At 72.3% G+C, this 16139-nt stretch carries 15 protein-coding genes and 1 tRNA gene; 7 read left to right on the forward strand and 9 right to left on the reverse strand.

Features of this window, described 5'->3' with window-relative positions; translation table 11 throughout:
• The first annotated feature begins 7 nt into the window (after positions 1 to 7).
• Positions 8 to 1456 (forward strand): L-lactate MFS transporter, encoded by a 1449-nt coding sequence (locus ACZ6TB_RS42995; RefSeq protein WP_465565725.1) that lies wholly within the window; start codon positions 8 to 10, stop codon positions 1454 to 1456.
• Between the two features lie 10 nt (positions 1457 to 1466).
• Entirely contained in the window at positions 1467 to 1988 is a 522-nt protein-coding gene (locus ACZ6TB_RS43000; RefSeq protein ID WP_465565728.1) for a hypothetical protein, read from the forward strand.
• Here ACZ6TB_RS43000 and ACZ6TB_RS43005 read toward each other — a convergent pair.
• Both ACZ6TB_RS43005 and selD read right to left on the reverse strand, forming a co-directional pair.
• Complete coding sequence (locus tag ACZ6TB_RS43005) at positions 1950 to 3695, reverse strand: LuxR C-terminal-related transcriptional regulator (protein WP_465565731.1); 1746 nt, start codon at positions 3693 to 3695, stop codon at positions 1950 to 1952. The two genes, ACZ6TB_RS43000 and ACZ6TB_RS43005, sit on opposite strands and share 39 nt — an antisense overlap.
• Positions 3696 to 4160: 465 nt before the next feature.
• Positions 4161 to 5162: a selenide, water dikinase SelD gene (gene selD / locus ACZ6TB_RS43010; RefSeq protein WP_465565733.1), complete on the reverse strand. Its 1002-nt coding sequence runs from the start codon at positions 5160 to 5162 to the stop codon at positions 4161 to 4163.
• A gap of 42 nt (positions 5163 to 5204) precedes the next feature.
• Between selD and ACZ6TB_RS43015 the strand changes: the two genes are divergently transcribed.
• The 4 genes from ACZ6TB_RS43015 (at position 5205) to nrfD (ending at position 10412) form a co-directional block, all read left to right on the forward strand.
• Positions 5205 to 5298, forward strand: a tRNA-Sec gene (locus ACZ6TB_RS43015).
• Positions 5299 to 5378: 80 nt separating this feature from the next.
• On the forward strand, positions 5379 to 8636 hold the full coding sequence (gene fdh / locus ACZ6TB_RS43020; RefSeq protein ID WP_465565736.1) for a formate dehydrogenase: 3258 nt from the start codon (positions 5379 to 5381) through the stop codon (positions 8634 to 8636).
• Positions 8629 to 9486 (forward strand): 4Fe-4S dicluster domain-containing protein, encoded by an 858-nt coding sequence (locus ACZ6TB_RS43025; protein WP_465565739.1) that lies wholly within the window; start codon positions 8629 to 8631, stop codon positions 9484 to 9486. Before fdh ends, ACZ6TB_RS43025 begins: the two co-directional genes overlap by 8 nt.
• Positions 9483 to 10412: an NrfD/PsrC family molybdoenzyme membrane anchor subunit gene (gene nrfD, locus ACZ6TB_RS43030; protein WP_465565742.1), complete on the forward strand. Its 930-nt coding sequence runs from the start codon at positions 9483 to 9485 to the stop codon at positions 10410 to 10412. Before ACZ6TB_RS43025 ends, nrfD begins: the two co-directional genes overlap by 4 nt.
• On the opposite strand, the gene ACZ6TB_RS43035 is transcribed toward nrfD, so the two are convergent.
• The 6 genes from ACZ6TB_RS43035 to ACZ6TB_RS43060 form a co-directional block, all read right to left on the reverse strand.
• The gene (locus tag ACZ6TB_RS43035; RefSeq protein ID WP_465565746.1) at positions 10399 to 10971 is read right to left on the reverse strand and encodes a DinB family protein; all 573 of its coding nucleotides are present in this window, start codon (positions 10969 to 10971) and stop codon (positions 10399 to 10401) included. The two genes, nrfD and ACZ6TB_RS43035, sit on opposite strands and share 14 nt — an antisense overlap.
• Positions 10968 to 11735: a class I SAM-dependent methyltransferase gene (locus tag ACZ6TB_RS43040; RefSeq protein ID WP_465565749.1), complete on the reverse strand. Its 768-nt coding sequence runs from the start codon at positions 11733 to 11735 to the stop codon at positions 10968 to 10970. The genes ACZ6TB_RS43035 and ACZ6TB_RS43040 overlap by 4 nt, the downstream gene beginning before the upstream one ends.
• Before the next feature lie 231 nt (positions 11736 to 11966).
• Entirely contained in the window at positions 11967 to 12326 is a 360-nt protein-coding gene (locus ACZ6TB_RS43045) for a hypothetical protein (RefSeq protein ID WP_465565752.1), read from the reverse strand.
• A 145-nt stretch (positions 12327 to 12471) separates the two neighbouring features.
• Positions 12472 to 12798: a hypothetical protein gene (locus ACZ6TB_RS43050; protein WP_465565754.1), complete on the reverse strand. Its 327-nt coding sequence runs from the start codon at positions 12796 to 12798 to the stop codon at positions 12472 to 12474.
• A gap of 1 nt (position 12799) precedes the next feature.
• Entirely contained in the window at positions 12800 to 14002 is a 1203-nt protein-coding gene (locus ACZ6TB_RS43055; protein WP_465565756.1) for an MFS transporter, read from the reverse strand.
• On the reverse strand, positions 13999 to 14541 hold the full coding sequence (locus ACZ6TB_RS43060) for an ArsR/SmtB family transcription factor (protein ID WP_465565759.1): 543 nt from the start codon (positions 14539 to 14541) through the stop codon (positions 13999 to 14001). Before ACZ6TB_RS43060 ends, ACZ6TB_RS43055 begins: the two co-directional genes overlap by 4 nt.
• Before the next feature lie 59 nt (positions 14542 to 14600).
• On the opposite strand from ACZ6TB_RS43060, the gene ACZ6TB_RS43065 reads away from it, so the two are divergent.
• Positions 14601 to 15347, forward strand: a complete 747-nt coding sequence (locus ACZ6TB_RS43065) for a 3-keto-5-aminohexanoate cleavage protein (protein WP_465565762.1) — start codon at positions 14601 to 14603, stop codon at positions 15345 to 15347.
• Here the strand turns inward: ACZ6TB_RS43065 and ACZ6TB_RS43070 are convergent.
• Positions 15344 to 16114 (reverse strand): hypothetical protein, encoded by a 771-nt coding sequence (locus ACZ6TB_RS43070; RefSeq protein ID WP_465565765.1) that lies wholly within the window; start codon positions 16112 to 16114, stop codon positions 15344 to 15346. The genes ACZ6TB_RS43065 and ACZ6TB_RS43070 overlap by 4 nt on opposite strands.
• Positions 16115 to 16139 lie beyond the last annotated feature (25 nt).

A 16139-nucleotide genomic window follows, 5' to 3' on the forward strand; every position in this document is an offset into this window, starting at 1 on the left:
CGAATGGATGGCCGGCACGCTTCCGCCCGCCGACGTCCACCGGATCGCCGCGTTCCTCGACGGCGCGTCCCTCGCGGCGGTGGCCGACCTGTTCCGCGCCGCGTCCGCCGGCGACGACGCGGTCATCGTGCGCATCTCGGCCGGACGCCGTCGATATCGACGTTTGGCGATCTTCGCGGCCGGGCAGACGCGGGGGATGGAGTCTTCGAGGAGTGTCAATGCGACTCGCGGCCGCTGGTGGATCGTGGTGGCCGCCGTCCTCGTGCAGCTCGCGCTGGGCGCGGTCTACGCGTGGAGCGTGTTCAACAAGCCGCTTCAGGCGGAGTTCGGCTGGAGCAAGACCGAGGCCGTCCTGCCGTTCGAGGTGGCGATCGGCACGATCTTCATCGGCAGCCTGATCGGCGGGCGCATCCAGGACCGGTACGGGCCCCGGCCGGTCGCGTTCGGCGGCGTCGCCCTCTACTCGGCCGGGACCATCCTGGCGTCGCTCGTGTCGTCACCGGGCCAGCTCTGGCTGCTGGTCCTCACGTACGGCGTGATGGGGGGAATCGGTTTGGGCGCCGCCTACATCACCCCCATCGCCATGCTCGCCAAATGGTTCCCGGACCGCCGCGGGCTCATCACCGGCATCGCGGTCGCCGGCTTCGGCTTCGGCGCGGTGATCACGGCGCCGGTCGCGAAGACGCTGCTCGGCGGCACCGCCGACAAGACCAGCGTGTTCCTGCCGCTCGGCATCGCCTACCTGATCGCCGGGGTCGTCGGCGCCACGTTCTTCCGGAACCCGCCGGCCGGCTACGAGGTGCCCGGCTTCGTCGCCGCCTCGACCGGCCGTGCGGTCGCCGGCACCCGGGTCTACACGCTGTCCGAGGCGCTGCACACCAAGCAGTGGTACATGCTCACCGCGATCCTCGCCCTCAACGTCACCTGCGGCATCGGCTTCATCTCGCAGGCGGCCGACTCCGCCGAGGACATCGCCAAGGTCTCGGCCGCGACCGCCGCCACCATGGTCGGCGTCCTCGGCCTCTTCAACGGCGGCGGCCGCATCTTCTGGGCCTGGCTGTCCGACCGGATCGGGCGCATGCCGGCGTTCCTCGGCATGCTCGGGCTCCAGGCGGTCTGTTTCGCCTTCCTCCCGTACGCGGCGTCGTTCGCCCTGTTCTGCGTGTTCGCGGCCCTGATCTACCTCGCCTACGGCGGCGGTTTCGGGACGATGCCGGCCACCGCGGCCGACTACTTCGGAACCCCCAATGCCGGTGCGGTGTACGGGGCGATGATCGTCGCGTGGAGCATCGGCGGCGTGGTCGGCCCGCTCCTGACCGCCGCGCTCTACGAGGCCGACAACCAGAGCTACACGCTGCCGTTCACGGTGCTCGCGGCCATCGCACTGGCGTCCCTGGCGCTGCCGCTGATCACCAAGATGCCGTCGCCGGCGCCGGTCGAGGCGAACGCGGAATAGTCTGTTCCGCATGGGGCGATGGCTGGCCACCGTGCGGTTCCCGGACGGTTCCGAGCGGTACGCGTGGTACAGCACGGTCGTCGGGAGCGTGCTCGAGGATCTCTATCCGGCGGTGGACCGGTCGGGTGCACGGGCAGCCCCGGCCGGGGAGCCGTCCCGCGGCCGCCCGTCCGGCCGGCCGGCAATGACCGGTGAGCTCGTGCCGGTCACGATCGTCATCGACCCGGACGAGGTGACCTGGCACGCCCTCCACGACCCGGCCCGCGACATCCTGCTCGGTCCCCGATCCGGCGTCTTCTTCGACGATCTCTATCTCGTACGGGATGAGCTCCGTCATTTGTCCCGGCGGCCCCCGATGACGCTGTGTGGCCGTCGCGGGACCGGCGACGTGCTCCCGTTTCGGTCGGGTTTGTGGAACCCGGACGAGGAAACCGCCGATGAGGACGTCTATGCCGAGTGGACCACGGGCCGCGCGTGCCGGCCGTGCCTGGCGTCAGCGGTCACGGACGGTGTCGGCCAGTTCCCGGCGTGACCCGATCCCGAGCTTCGCGAAAATCTTGTGCATGTGCCATTCGACCGTGCGCGGGCTGAGGAACAGCGCCGCCCCGATCTCCGGGTTGGTCCGCCCGGTGGCGGCCAGCTGGACGATCGCCGCCTCCTGCGAGGTCAGCTCGCCGAGCATGCCGGTGTCCTTCCGGCGGGCCGTCTCTCCCGCCGCCGACAGCGCCCGGCCGGCCCGCCGGGCGTAGACGTCGGCCCCCATCCCGGCGAACGCCTCGTACGCCACGCGCAGCTCGGCCCGCGCCTCGGCCCGCCGGCCCTCCCGCCGCAGCCACTCCCCGAACAGCAGCCGCGCCCGATGCCCGTGCGTCGCCGACTCGGTCGCGGAGAGCCGGTCGACCGCCTCCCGGTAGCGCTCCTCGGCCCGCCCGGGCGGCCCGGCCAGCGCGTCGGCCAGGGCCTGCACGCCCAGCGCCGGCGGGGTCGGGGTGGCCGAGGTCCGCTCCGCCAGCCGGTCCCGCGCCTCGGCCGCCACCTCGCGATTCCCGGCCAGCGCGGCCGCCTCGACCAGCTCGCGCAGCCCCCAGTGCGGCAGCGCCATCTCCGGGTACGCGATCACCTCGCGCGCCGCGGCCATCGCCCGCTCGTGCTCCCCGACGCCGTTGAGGTGGATCGCCCGGGCCAGGTGGGTGACGGTGTGCAGCCGGCCGTCCCCGCGCTCGGCGGCGTCCCGCAGTTTCGCCTCGAACAGCTCGGTGGCCACCGGTCCCGGCCCGCGGTAGGCCGCGAGGTTGAGCCGGGACAGCTGATAGACCGACGCGCCGGTGGCCTCGGTGACGGCGTCGATCTCGTCCATCAGGCCGGCGGCGTCGGCCATCCGGCCGGCGTCGATCAGCGCGTTCGCCCGGATGGCCAGCGCGGCCGGCAGCTCGGCGAGAGCGCCCCGGTCGGCGGCGGCCCGGACGGCCCGCTCGCTCATCCGATAGGCGAGGTTGAACCGGAACAGCTCGTGGGACACGGCCGCCGCCAGCCAGATCAGGCCGCCGTCGTGGGCCACGTCGAGCGCGCCCCGCAGCAGCGGGACAGCGTGGTCGCGGCCGTCGAGCACGAAGGACACGAGCCCGGCCAGCAGCCGGGCCGGGAAGTCGTCACCGCCCGCGCCCCGGGCCGCCGACGCGGCCACCCGCAGGTCGCCGCCGCCGTACCGGCCCGCGTACATGGCCGCGCCGATCGCCATGAGGAAGGTGTCGCGTGCCGCCGCCGGGTCGAGCGTCTCCAGCTTGCGGGCGGCCTCGAGCAGCGGCGGGCCGGCCGCCCGGCCGTGGTGCAGCAGGAAGGTGACCTGCGCGCGCAGCCGCTCCACGCGGGCCTGCTGCAACGGGTCGAGCGGGGCCAGCTCGGCCGCCCCGAGCAGACCCGAGACCTGGTCGTACGCGCCGGCGTCGGCCCGGGCGCCGGCGGCCGAGACGAGCAGGGCGCCCCGCCGCGCCGGGTCGAGGGTCAGCTCGGCCGCCCGTTCCAGGAACGCGGCCGCCGCCGACCAGCCGCCGCGGGCCAGCGCGCGCCCGGCCGACGCCGCCAGCTCGGCGGCGACGTCGTCGTCCGGACCGGCCGCGGCGTGCGCCCGGTGCCAGGCGCGACGGTCCGGGTCCCGTACCGGATCGGTGACCTCGGCCAGCGCCGCATGCACCGCCCGCAGCTCGGCCGGGGTGCCGCAACGCCAGGCGGCCGACCGCATCAGCGGATGCGGGAAGCGCACCCGGGTTGCCGCGCGTCTCGGCGACGATCCGATCCCGTACGAGCGGATCGACCGGCCCGGTCAGGACCGAGTCCAGCAAGGCGCGGGCGTCGGGGGCGGCGAGGCCCTCGACCAGCAGCTCGGGGAGGCCCGCCATGATCTGCTCGTCGCCCCGGGTGGCGAAGACCAGCGCCACGGACTCGGCCGAGAGGCGGCGGGCCACGAAGCCGAGCGTGACCGCGGAGCCCCAGCACCGCGAGGCCGACCAGCAGCCGCTCCGGGGGATCGCCCGCGGCCAGGCCGAACGCCGTTGCCAGCGCGGCCCGCTGCGGCGGCGCGAGCGCGTCGAGATGACCCAGCAGCGGCGCGCACAGCTGCTGCAACGCCGAGTAGGCGATCTCCGACTCGGACTCGACCCCGGACGCGCGCAGCACCCGGCCGTCGCCGGCCCGCCCGGCCAGGACGTTAGCCGACGATCAACGTCGTCCCGTCGTCCCGCCGAGCCAGCAGCTCCCCGACGACCGGGTGCCCCGGGATCTCGCCCGCGACCAGCAGCCCGCCCGAGGTCTGCGCGTCGGCCAGCAGCAGGAGCTCGTCCTCGCTCGTGCCGCCCGGGTCGAGGTGCGGACGGACCCAGTCGAGGTTGCGCCGGGTCCCGCCGCTGACGAACCCGTCCCGCAGCGCTTCGCGCGCCCCGTCCAGGTAGGGGACCGCCGCCGGGTCGATCCGGGCGGTGACCCCGCTGGCCCGGGCGAGCTTGTGCAGGTGGCCGAGCAGCCCGAAACCGGTCACGTCCGTCGCGCAGACCACGCCGTACGCCAGAGCCTGCTCGGAAGCCTCCCGGTTGAGCGTCGTCATCGCGGCCACGGCCTGCGGAAACACCTCGCCGGTCGCCTTGTGCCGGCTGTTCAGCACCCCGATGCCCAGCGGCTTGGTGAGCGTCAGCGGCACCCCCGCCCGCCCCGCGTCGTTGCGCATGAGCCGCGCCGGGTCGGCGACGCCGGTGACCGCCATGCCGTACTTGGGCTCCGGATCGTCCACGCTGTGCCCGCCCGCGACGTGACACCGGGCCGCGCGCGCGACGTCGAGGCCACCGCGCAGCACCTCGCCCGCCAGCTCCATCGGCAGCACGTCGCGCGGCCAGCAGAGCAGGTTCACCGCCACGACCGGCACCCCGCCCATGGCGTAGACATCGGAGAGCGCGTTGGCCGCGGCGATCCGCCCCCAGTCGTACGCGGAGTCCACCACCGGCGTGAAGAAGTCGGCCGTGGCCACCACCGCCTGCCCGTTCGCGATCCGCACCACGGCCGCGTCGTCCCCGTCGTCGAGCCCCACCACCAGCTCGTCCCCGGCGTCGTCCCCGACCAGCCCCGCCACCACCGACTCGAGCTCCCCCGGCGGGATCTTGCAGGCGCAGCCGCCGCCGTGCGCGTACTGAGTGAGCCTCTTGACCGCAGCGATCGTCACCCACCAACTCTTCCACGCTTCCGCCCGGCTATGGTGAGCGGCGGAGGCGTTCAGGCGGCTGGTGCCCCTCGCGGTCTTCAACACCGTTGTGGCCCGGCATCCGGGCCAGGCGGGTTCGATTCCCGTCCGCCTCCGCTCACTCCCTCGGCCGGCGCCACCTTTGTTTGCGTGTCGCGTGCCGTGCGGGGTGCGGCGAGAGCGACTAGGGTCGGAGCCGTGGGTGTGCGGACCTGGATCGAGGGCTGGCCGGTCTATCGGCAGTTGACCGGTACCGATCCGCTGGGCCGTGGCGCCGCCGCTCAGTCGGAGCGCTCCAGGACGCTCGAAGCCCGCACCGAGACCGCCGATCGGGTCGCGAAAAGCGTGTGCCCCTACTGCGCCGTCGGGTGCGGGCAGCGGATCTTCGTCAAGGACGAGCAGATCGTGCAGATCGAGGGCGACCCGGATTCGCCGATCTCGCGAGGGCGGCTCTGTCCCAAGGGCTCGGCCAGCCTCAGCCTCGTCACCAGCGATCGCCGGCAGCGGCACGTGCTCTATCGGCGGCCGTACGGCACCGCGTGGGAGCGGCTCGACCTCGAGACGGCGATGGACATGATCGCCGACCGGGTCCTCGCCGCGCGGGAGGCGACCTGGGAGGACGAGGATTCCGAACACCGAAAGCTGAATCGCACGCTCGGCATCTCGAGCCTGGGCGGGGCGACGCTCGACAACGAAGAGAACTACCTGATCAAGAAGCTGTTCACGGCGCTCGGCGCGATCCAGATCGAGAACCAGGCCCGTATTTGACACTCCGCCACCGTTCCCGGTCTGGGAACCTCCTTCGGCCGTGGCGGGGCCACCAGCTTCCTTCAGGATCTGGCCAACGCCGACTGCATCATCATCCAGGGTTCGAACATGGCGGAAGCGCACCCGGTGGGCTTCCAGTGGGTGGTCGAGGCGAAGAACAAGGGCGCCAAGGTCATCCACGTCGACCCGCGGTTCACCCGGACCAGCGCGCTGGCGCACACCTATGTGCCGGTGCGGGCGGGGGCCGACATCGCGTTCCTGGGTGGGGTGATCAACTACATCCTCAGCAACGAGAAGGACTTCCGGGAGTACGTGCTGGCGTACACCAACGCGTCGACGCTGGTGAGTGCGGACTTCCAGGACACCGAGGATCTGGACGGGCTGTTCTCCGGCTACGACCCCGAGACCAACACGTACGACTCGTCGAGCTGGGCCTACGAGGGCATGGACCAGCGCCACGAGCCGGACCCGGAGACGGCCGAGCCGATGCGGCACGAATCGCACGGCGCGCCGGTGCCGGCCGACGTGCCGCGGGACCCGACGCTGAAGGATCCGCGCTGCGTCTACCAGGTGCTCAAGCGGCACTACGCCCGGTACACCCCCGAGGTCGTCGAGCGGCTCTGCGGCGTACCCCCGGAGAAGTTCCTCGAAGTTTGTGAGGCCTGGACCAGCAACTCGGGCCGGGAGCGCACGACCGCGCTCGTCTACTCGGTCGGGTGGACGCAGCACAGCGTCGGCGTGCAGTACATCCGCACCGGCGCCATCATCCAGCTGCTGCTGGGCAACATGGGCCGGCCCGGCGGCGGGGTGCTCGCGCTCCGCGGGCACGCCAGCATCCAGGGCTCGACCGACATCCCGACGCTGTTCAACCTGCTGCCCGGCTACCTGCCGATGCCGAACGCCGACAAGCACGAGACGTTCTCGAAGTGGGTCGACTCGATCCGGCACCCGGGGCAGAAGGGCTTCTGGTCGAACGCGGAGTCGTACGCGGTGAGCCTGCTCAAGGCGTACTTCGGCGACGCGGCGACGGCGGAGAACGACTGGGGCTACGACTGGCTGCCCCGGCTGACCGGTGACCACGGCACCTACCGCCAGGCGCTCGACATGATCGACGGGAAGATCAAGGGGTACTTCCTGCTCGGCCAGAACCCGGCGGTCGGCTCGGCGCACGGCCGCGCCCAGCGCCTCGGCATGGCCAACCTGGACTGGCTCGTGGTCCGCGACCTCTACATGATCGAGAGCGCCACGTTCTGGAAGAACAGTCCGGAACGGGAGACCGGCGAGATCGTCCCCGAGCGCTGCAAGACCGAGGTCTTCTTCATGCCCGCGGCCTCGCACGCCGAGAAGGAGGGCACGTTCACCCAGACCCAGCGCATGCTGCAGTGGCGCGAGAAGGCGGTCGAGCCGCCGGCCGACGCGCGCAGCGAGCTGTGGTTCTTCTACCACCTCGGCCGGCGCATCCGGGCCAGGCTGGCCGGGTCGACTTTGCCGCGCGATCACGGGATCAAGAACCTGACCTGGTCGTACGGGGATGACGAGCCCTCCTCGGAGATGGTGCTCAAGGAGATCAACGGGTACGACCTGACGTCCGGCACGCTGCTCTCGTCGTTCAACGAGATGAAGGCCGACGGCTCGACGAGCGGCGGCTGCTGGATCTACACGGGCGTGTTCAAGGACGGGGTCAACCAGGCCAACCGCCGCAAGCCCGGCCGCGAGCAGAACTGGGTCGCGCCCGAGTGGGGATGGGCGTGGCCGGCCAACCGCCGCACGCTCTACAACCGGGCCTCGGCCGACCCCGAGGGCAACCCGTGGTCGGAGCGGAAGAAGTACGTGTGGTGGGACCCTTCGGCCGGCGCGGCCGGGGAGTGGACGGGTGAGGACGTGCCCGACTTCGAGAAGACGAAGCCGCCCTCGTACCGGCCGCCCGAGGGTGCGTCCGGCGTGGCGGCGATCTCCGGCGACGACGCGTTCATCATGCAGGGCGACGGGAAGGGCTGGCTCTACGCGCCGAGCGGGCTGATCGACGGGCCGCTGCCGACCCACTACGAGCCGGCCGAGTCGCGGGTGCGCAACCCGCTCTACGGCCAGCAGGCGAACCCGACCCGGAAGGTCTACGACCGCGACGACAACCCGACCAACCCGAGCCCGCCGGAGCGGTACAGCGAGGTCTTCCCGTACGTCTTCAGCACCAGCCGGCTCACCGAGCATCACACCGCCGGGGGCATGAGCCGGCAGCTCGCCTATCTCTCGGAGCTGCAACCCGCGATGTTCGTGGAGGTCTCCCCCGAACTGGCGGCCGAGCGCGGTCTCGAGCACCTGGGCTGGGCGCACATCGTCACGGGCCGGGCCGCGATCGAGGCGCGGGTGCTGGTCACGTCCCGGTTGACGCCGCTGCGGATCGAGGGCCACACCATCCACCAGATCTGGCTGCCCTACCACTGGGGTTCGGAGGGCCTGGTCACCGGCGACTCGGCGAACGACCTGATCGGCATCACGCTCGACCCGAACGTGCTGATCCAGGAGAGCAAGGTCGGCACCTGCGACATCCAGCCCGGCCGGCGGCCGACCGGCAAGGCCCTGCTGGCGTACGTTGCGGAGTACCGCCGCCGGGCCGGTCTCGTGCCCGGTCACCACACGCCGGTCGTGACCACTCCGCTTGCTGCTTCCAGGGACGACGCCGATGAGTAACAGCCTGTTCGGACCGCTCGATCCCGCGCCGGACGCCGGGTACACCGACGCGCCGCCGCGGATGGGCTTCTTCACCGACACCTCGGTCTGCATCGGCTGCAAGGCGTGCGAGGTGGCCTGCAAGACCTGGAACGGCGTGCCCGACGACGGCTTCGACCTCCTGGGCCAGTCCTACGACAACACCGGCGGCCTGTCGGCGAACTCGTGGCGCCATGTCGCCTTTATCGAGCAACCTGTGGAAAAATCCACCGTTTTCCTCGGCATGCCCGGGGCGGACAAACCGGACTTCCGCTGGCTGATGATGTCCAATGTGTGCAAGCACTGCACGCACGCGGGCTGCCTCGACGTCTGCCCGACCGGCGCGCTCTTCCGCACCGAGTTCGGCACGGTGGTGGTGCAGGAGGACATCTGCAACGGGTGCGGATACTGCGTGGCCGCCTGCCCGTACGGGGTGATCGACCGTCGCGAGGGCGACGGGCGCGCCTGGAAATGCACGATGTGTTACGACCGCCTCGGCGAGGGGCAGACGCCGGCCTGCGCGCAGGCGTGCCCGACCGAGTCGATCCAGTACGGCGAGCTCGACGTGCTGCGGTCGCTGGCCGACGACCGGGTCGCCAAGCTCCAGGCCGAGGGCGTCGAGTCGGCGCGACTGTACGGGCACGACGACAACGACGGCGTCGGCGGGGACGGCGCGTTCTTCCTGCTACTCGACGAGCCCGAGGTGTACGGTCTGCCGCCGGACCCGATCGTGACCACGAAGGACCTGCCGGACATGTGGAAGCGGGCCGGTCTCGCGGCGCTGACCATGGCCGCCGCGGTCGTCGTCTCGTTCCTCGGAGGACGTTCATGAGCCCACGCGGCGATCGGCCGATGGTTCCCAAGGCGGAGTTCAAGTCGTACTACGGCCGGCCGATCGTGCGGCCCGCGCCGTGGACGCACGACGTCGCCGCCTACCTGTTCACCGGCGGGCTCGCGGCCGGGTCGGCGCTGCTCGCGGCCGGCGGCCAGGCCACCGGGCGCTCGCGGACCCGGCGCGCCGGCCGGGTGGCGGCGCTGGGCGCGCTGGCCGCCAGCGGCTACTTCCTGGTCGCCGACCTGGGCCGGCCCGAGCGTTTCCACCACATGCTGCGGGTCGCGAAGCCGACCTCGCCGATGTCGATGGGCACATGGGCGCTGTCGGTGTTCGGCGTGGCCGCCGGGACCGCGGCGATCGCCGAGGCGGCGCCGCTGGTGCCCTCGAAGCTCGCGCGCCGGGTGCTGCCGCCGGTGGGCGCGGCGGCCGGTCTGGGCGCCGCCGCGATCGCTCCGGTGGTGGCGACCTACACGGCCGTTCTGCTGGCCGACACCGCGACGCCGAGCTGGCACGCGGCGTACCCGGAACTGCCGTTCGTCTTCGCCGGGAGCGCCCTGGCCAGCGGCGCCGGGATCGGGTTGATCGCCGATCCGGCGCCACCGGCCCGCCGCATGGCCGTGCTCGGCGCGGCCCTCGAGCTCTACGGCGCCCACCGGATCGAGACGACCAAGGGCATCCTGAGCGAGCCGTACGCCATCGGCCGCGCGGGCCGCCTGCTGCGGGCCGGCCGGGCGCTGACCGCCGCGGGCGTGGCCGGCGCCGTCCTCGGCAAGCGCAGCCGCGTGATCTCGGCCCTCTCCGGCCTGTCGCTGCTGACCGCCTCGGCCCTGACCCGGTTCGGCATCTTCGAGGGCGGCATGGCCTCGGCTCGCGACCCGAAGTACACGGTCATCCCGCAGCGGGAGCGCCTCACTCGTTCCTGAACGTCTCAGCGGTCTTCTCGAGGCGGGCGTGATAGGACTGCCACCAGGCCTGATCCTCGTCGGGCAGGTTGCTGCCGTTCGCGCGTACGCCCGCCGATTTGTCGATCAGCTCGCGCACGATGTCCGCGTGGCCGGCGTGCCGATGGGTCTCCGCGATCATGTGCACGAGAATCAGGTGCAGCGTGACGACATTTCCCTCGTCCCACCACGGAACGTGGCCGGTGGCGTCGAGCGGCAGCGCCTCGATCGTCGCGTTCGAGTGCTCCCACACCCGGCGGTAGAGGCCCACGATGTCGTCTTTCGACTGGTCGGCGGTGGCCCACATGTCGGCGTTGGGCTCGGCGCCGTCCTTGATCCACGGGATGTCCTCGGGGAACGGCCGGCCGAACACCACCCCGAAGTACTCGGACTCCACGCTCGCGACGTGCTTGACCACACCGAGCAGGTTGGTGCCGGTCGGCGTCAGGGGGCGGCGGATGTCGTACTCGCCGAGGCCTTCCAGCTTCCACAGCAGAGCCTCGCGGCCCTCGTCGAGATAGTTGCGGAGATCAGCTTTCATGACGTGGAGGGTAGTTCCAGCGTCAACAACGTCTCGGCGAACACCGGCGCCGCCACACCCGGCTCCGCGGCGACGAGCCGTTCGATGCTTTGCAGTCCGGCCTCCGCATCGTCGTCGCCGAGCCGCCCGAAGAACGAGAACGTCCGCAGCCGCAGCCGTTCCAGCATGTCCTCGCGGGTCCCGGCGGACGGCTCGGTGACCGTCCCGAAATGCGCGACGCGCCAGCCCGCCCCGGTCAGGGTGGCGATGACTTCATGCAGAGGCTGAAAGATCGCCGCGTCCATCTCCCACCCGCCCGGAAAATGATCGAGCCACCACGGCCGCGGGTGATGGTCGCTGAAGTTGGCGCGCAGCAGCAGCCGCCCACCCGGCCGCACCACCCGAGCCAGCTCCCGCGCCGCGCGCCGCTTGTCCTCGACGTGATGCCAGGAGAGGAACATGAGGACGTAGTCGGCGCTGTCGTCGTCCGCCGGCAGGTCCTCGGCCGACCCCGCGAGGTAGCGGACGTCCCGGTGGCGCGCGTCGGCCTCGGCGATCTCCCGCATCCGCGCCGCCGGCTCGACGCCGGCGACCGGGCCGAACCGCTCCGCCAGCGCCGGGGTGAACCGCCCGGTGCCGGAGCCGACGTCGAGGCCGGTGAGCGGCCGCTGCTCCGGCAGGGCGGCGGCAAACGCATCCAGCCAGACCCGCAGTTGGTCGTCGCCCAGGGCGCGGCCGCGGGCGTAGTGCTGGTATTGCTCGGTGTCGTAGTCGATCAGCTTCATCCGTGATCCCCCGCATCGATATATCGAGCCGATACATCGGGATGATAGTCAGGCGAGGGGCAGCTTTGGGGGCCTGGGGCGGCCTGCGGGTCCTGACCGACGCGGTTCGCCCGCGGGACGTCGGTCGTGGCGACGGTGTTGGCCTTGCCGCGTCCAATTCGGAGCTTTGAGCAGCTGGCCTCGAGATGCTGGGATCCGCCCAGGGGCTATTTCTGGCAGCGGTTGGCCTGCTCAGCGGCCGGTCCCGCCGACGGGTGAACCGCGAACCCTGATCTCGTCTGGGCCGCCCGACTCGGCCGGGCCAGCCCAACTCGCCCAGCCAGCCCAGCCAGCCCAGCTCGTCCCGCCCAGCCAGCCCAGCCAGCCCGGCCCGCCCAGCCGGCGCGGCCCGCCCAGCCGGCGCGGCCCGCCCAGCCGGCGCGGCCCGCCCAGCCAGCCCAGCCAGCCCAGCCAGCCCAGCCAGCCCAGCCAGCCCAGCCAGCCCAGCCAGCCCAGCCAGCCCAGCCAGCCCAGCCCGCCCAGCTCGCCCGCCCCCGCCCTCTTGGGTGGGGGCGACTTAACCAGGCGGGTACGACAATTTCGAGCCGCCATCCACAACCCATGTCTCGCGCCCCGCCAAGCGCGGCCAGCAGGCCCTCGTCAAAGCCTGCGAACACCCACATCCCAGCGACACGAGCCCGCCTCGCACCGATGGCAGCCGTGACCGCCCGGAGCTGAAAGCCGCGACACCAAAAGGTCAGGACGGCGAATCCGGGCACCCCGCCTCGCTCAGATAAACGTCTCCCCCACCCGCCGGCTTCGAGCCGACCAACACACCGTCCGCATAGGCGTCGACCGCCGCGTCGGCCGGGACCGGGGCCGCGAACACCCCGCCCACCGGGATCGAGCCCGAGGCGACAACCGCGCCGGCCTGGCGGAACTCGATGGTCACCCGATCGGTGGGATGGGACGGGCCCGGCGCCACGCAGACGGACAGACGCTGGGTCGGGGCCGGGCGGGCCGGGTGGCCGCACCCCGCGAGCAGCACCAGGACCAACAGCGGCGAAACCCGCGAGGTGATCATGTCACGCATTCTCCAACACCGGCGCACGGCGGACGGCGGGGCTCAGCGACCCGGCCACCGCCGCCGCGAGCATGGCCGCCGACAACGCCAGCACCGACGGGACCGCGCCCGAGACGGTCAGCAACCACCCGGCCGCCAGCGAAGCCAACGGCATCACACCCCAGGTCAGGGTCATCGCGGCGGCCATCACGCGGGCCATCAGCTCGTTGGGGACGAGCACGGCGGCGTACGTCATGAGGACCACGTTCCACAGCGGGCCGACGAAGGCGCACGCCGCGCCGAGCAGGCCTAACCGGAGAAAACCGCCGCCGGGGAGCGCGAAGAACGGCAGCAGAAGAGCCCACACCCAGGTCACGCCGATGATGACCGCGCGGGCCGGGAACCAGCGATGCAGCCGGGTGGCGGCGAGCGCCCCCACGAAACCCCCGGCGCTGTAGATGCCGAGCATCACGCCGACGGCCGCCGACGACGCGCCTCGGTCGCGGGCCAGCACGACGATCACCAGCACCAGGGCCTGGAAGACGAAGTTGCTGACGGTCAGCAGCAGGATCGCCGCGCGCACCAGCGGATTTCGCCACACCCAGCGCAGCCCGTCGAGCGCCGAGCGCCACAGCGGTTCAACTGGCGACGAGGCACGAAGGTCCTTGCGGACCAAGAGCAGACCAAGGGCGGAGAGGAGGTACGAGATGGCGTCGGCCACGAACGGGACGGCGCGCCCGATGCCGAACAGCAACCCGCCCAGCGGCGGCCCGATGAGGCCGGCGCCCCGGGAGCGGGCCTCGTTCTGGGCGACCGCCGACGGCAACAGAGCCGCGGGCACGATCAGCGGCAATGCGGCCCGCTCGGCCAGGCCGAAGAACACGGCGCACAGGCCCTGCACGAAGGCGACCACGGCCAGGTGGGCGACCGTGATGCGGCCCCACCACAGGGCGAGCGGGACGGTCGCCAGGGCCAGGCCGGCGACGATCTCGCTGACCAGCAGGACCGTGCGGCGGTTCCAGCGGTCGACGAGCGGGCCGGCCGGCAGGTTGGCGATCAGGAAGGGCAGCGTGCCGGCGGCGCCGACCAGGCCGGCGTCGGCGGGCGAGCCGGTGGTGACGAGCACGAGCAGGGGCATGGCTGTGCTCGTCACGGTGGCGCCGAGGGTGGACACGAGCTGCGCGGAGAAGACGGCGACGAAGTCGCGGTTGCGCCACAAACTCATGGGGTCGGGAAGGCGTGGAAGACGACGGCGACGTGCCGGCTGCCGGGCGACGCCTCGGCGGGCGTCCGGTGCCACTTGCTGAGCAGCGCGATGTACTCCTCGCCGAATTGCGCCAGCTCGGAGGGGGTGAGGGCGGTGCCGCCGTACGAGTGCTGGGCCGCCAGGGCGAACTCCCCGAACGATTCCCGATTCCCCAGGTACGCGATGAGCTCGTCCTGCGACCGGGTGAACCACTGCCGCCCGATCTCCTCCGCCGCCGCGGCCACCGAGGGCGACGACGGCGCGCGCGGGAGGCGGATGTCCTGCGGGACCGCCCGCCAGTAGCGCCGCCGGCCGGCCGAGCGCGCGGCGTCCTCGGCGATGAAGCCGAACCGGGCCAGCTGCCGCAGGTGGTAGCTGGTCGCGCCGCGGTCCTCGCCGAAGGCGGTGGCGAGGTCGGCCGAGGTGGCCGGCCCGTTGCGCTGGAGCCAGGTCAGCAGTCGTTGCCGCAGGGGGTGCGCGAGGGCCTTCAGCGCATCGATGTCGGTCAGCTCGGCCATGATGACAAGATATCTTTGCAAAGGTTTCTTCGCAACAGCGTCCGGAGAACAATGAAGGCGTGCTGCTTCAGGTGACACCCAACGGGCCGTGGGGCAAGGACCGCCACCCGGCCATGCCGGTCGGGCGGGCCGAGCTGCTGGCCGAGTTGCGCGAGTGCTTCCGGGCCGGCGCCACCGGCGTCCATCTGCACGTGCGCGACGACGCCGGGGCCGAGACGCTCGAGCCGGCCGTCGTCAACGAGACCTGCCGCGAGGTGCGCGCGGCCGCCGCCGAGGAGGGCATCGCCGCCGAGATCGGGCTGACCACCGGCGCGTGGATCGTGCCCGGCGTGGCCGACCGCATCGCGATGATCCGGGAGTGGGAGGGCGTCGACTGCGCGACGGTCAACCTCTCCGAGGAGGGCTTCGAACGGGTGATGGCGGCGATGCTCGAGACCGGTGTCGGCATCGACGTCGGGCTGTGGGCGCCGGTCGAGATGGGCGCGCTCGTCGCGTCCGGCCTGCTCCCCCAGGCGCAGCGGGTCAGCATCGAGCTCGACCCGGGCGAACCCTACTTCCTGACCGGCGAGCCCACCGACCTGGCGCGGCAGGTGAACGACGCGCTGGACGCGGCCGGCTCGACCTGCCCCCGGCTCACGCACGGCATGAACGACTGGACCTGGCCCCTGGTGGCGGACGCTTTCCGGCGCGGTCACGACACGCGGGTGGGCTTCGAGGATTCCGTACGCCTACCCGGCGGCGCCGTGGCGAGCAGCAACGCCGATCTGGTCCGCGCGGCCGTGGAGCTGCGAACCAGGAAGAGCTAAATGTACTGAGTGGTCCGCGCCTCGAAGCCGAGCGGCGTCGCCACCGGGTTCCACAGGCCGACGAACTTCTTCTTGGCCGCCTGCGCCTGCTTCGAGTACTCCTGCGACTTCGTGTACGCCGCCTTGCGGGCCGCCGTGTTGGCGCAGCCGCCCTTGACCGTCGGCTCGGCCCAGGCCACGAACTGCTGGTCGGCGCCGAGCGCGGCCTGCAGCGCGGACTTCAGCGTGGACCGCAGCTCGCCGGAGTCGATGGCCGTGACGTCGGCGGCGTCGAGGTCGGCGATCTGGCCGTTGCGCTCCTCCCCCACCTTCTGCATGTCGGCCAGCGCCGCGTCGAGCTGGGTGCAGCGGTTGACCTTGTCGATCGCCTGGTTGAGCTTGGCCCGGCTGGCGGCGCTGCGGTCGAGGATCGCGTTGATCACCTCGGCCTGCTGCCGCGCGTCCGGCGCCGCCTGGTCGGACTTGCCGACGGCGGTCGTGGTGGTCGGCAGCGGCAGGGCGACCGGGTCGTCGGCGCGGCTCTGCCGGAACAGCAGCACGCCGACGCCGATCACGGCGAGGAACAGCACGACGGCGAACCCGATCAGGATCGGCACGAGCGGGCTGCGGCGCGGCGGCCCCGACTGCTGCGGCGCGCCGGGATAGGCCATCGGCGTGGTCGGCGCCGGCCCGGCCGGCACGAAGGCGGGCGCGGTCAGCGTGGCGTTGCAGCGGGCACAGACGGCCGCCGCGGGGTCGTTGGCAAAGCCGCACACCGCGCAATCCATGCCAGGCAGGCTAACTATCACCCGC

The organism is Actinoplanes sp. NPDC051537 (assembly GCF_055586105.1).

Excerpts from the sequence above, each read along its gene's own strand:
- ACZ6TB_RS43055 (WP_465565756.1), bottom strand. The coding sequence starts at position 14,002 with ATGAGTTTGTGGCGCAACCGCGACTTCGTCGCCGTCTTCTCCGCGCAG.
- ACZ6TB_RS43005 (WP_465565731.1), bottom strand. The coding sequence starts at position 3,695 with ATGCGGTCGGCCGCCTGGCGTTGCGGCACCCCGGCCGAGCTGCGGGCG.
- ACZ6TB_RS43035 (WP_465565746.1), bottom strand. The coding sequence starts at position 10,971 with ATGAAAGCTGATCTCCGCAACTATCTCGACGAGGGCCGCGAGGCTCTG.
- ACZ6TB_RS42995 (WP_465565725.1), top strand. The coding sequence starts at position 8 with ATGGCCGGCACGCTTCCGCCCGCCGACGTCCACCGGATCGCCGCGTTC.
- ACZ6TB_RS43000 (WP_465565728.1), top strand. The coding sequence starts at position 1,467 with ATGGGGCGATGGCTGGCCACCGTGCGGTTCCCGGACGGTTCCGAGCGG.
- ACZ6TB_RS43025 (WP_465565739.1), top strand. The coding sequence starts at position 8,629 with ATGAGTAACAGCCTGTTCGGACCGCTCGATCCCGCGCCGGACGCCGGG.
- ACZ6TB_RS43040 (WP_465565749.1), bottom strand. The coding sequence starts at position 11,735 with ATGAAGCTGATCGACTACGACACCGAGCAATACCAGCACTACGCCCGC.
- ACZ6TB_RS43050 (WP_465565754.1), bottom strand. The coding sequence starts at position 12,798 with ATGATCACCTCGCGGGTTTCGCCGCTGTTGGTCCTGGTGCTGCTCGCG.
- ACZ6TB_RS43070 (WP_465565765.1), bottom strand. The coding sequence starts at position 16,114 with ATGGATTGCGCGGTGTGCGGCTTTGCCAACGACCCCGCGGCGGCCGTC.
- nrfD (WP_465565742.1), top strand. The coding sequence starts at position 9,483 with ATGAGCCCACGCGGCGATCGGCCGATGGTTCCCAAGGCGGAGTTCAAG.
- ACZ6TB_RS43060 (WP_465565759.1), bottom strand. The coding sequence starts at position 14,541 with ATGGCCGAGCTGACCGACATCGATGCGCTGAAGGCCCTCGCGCACCCC.
- ACZ6TB_RS43045 (WP_465565752.1), bottom strand. The coding sequence starts at position 12,326 with ATGGCGGCTCGAAATTGTCGTACCCGCCTGGTTAAGTCGCCCCCACCC.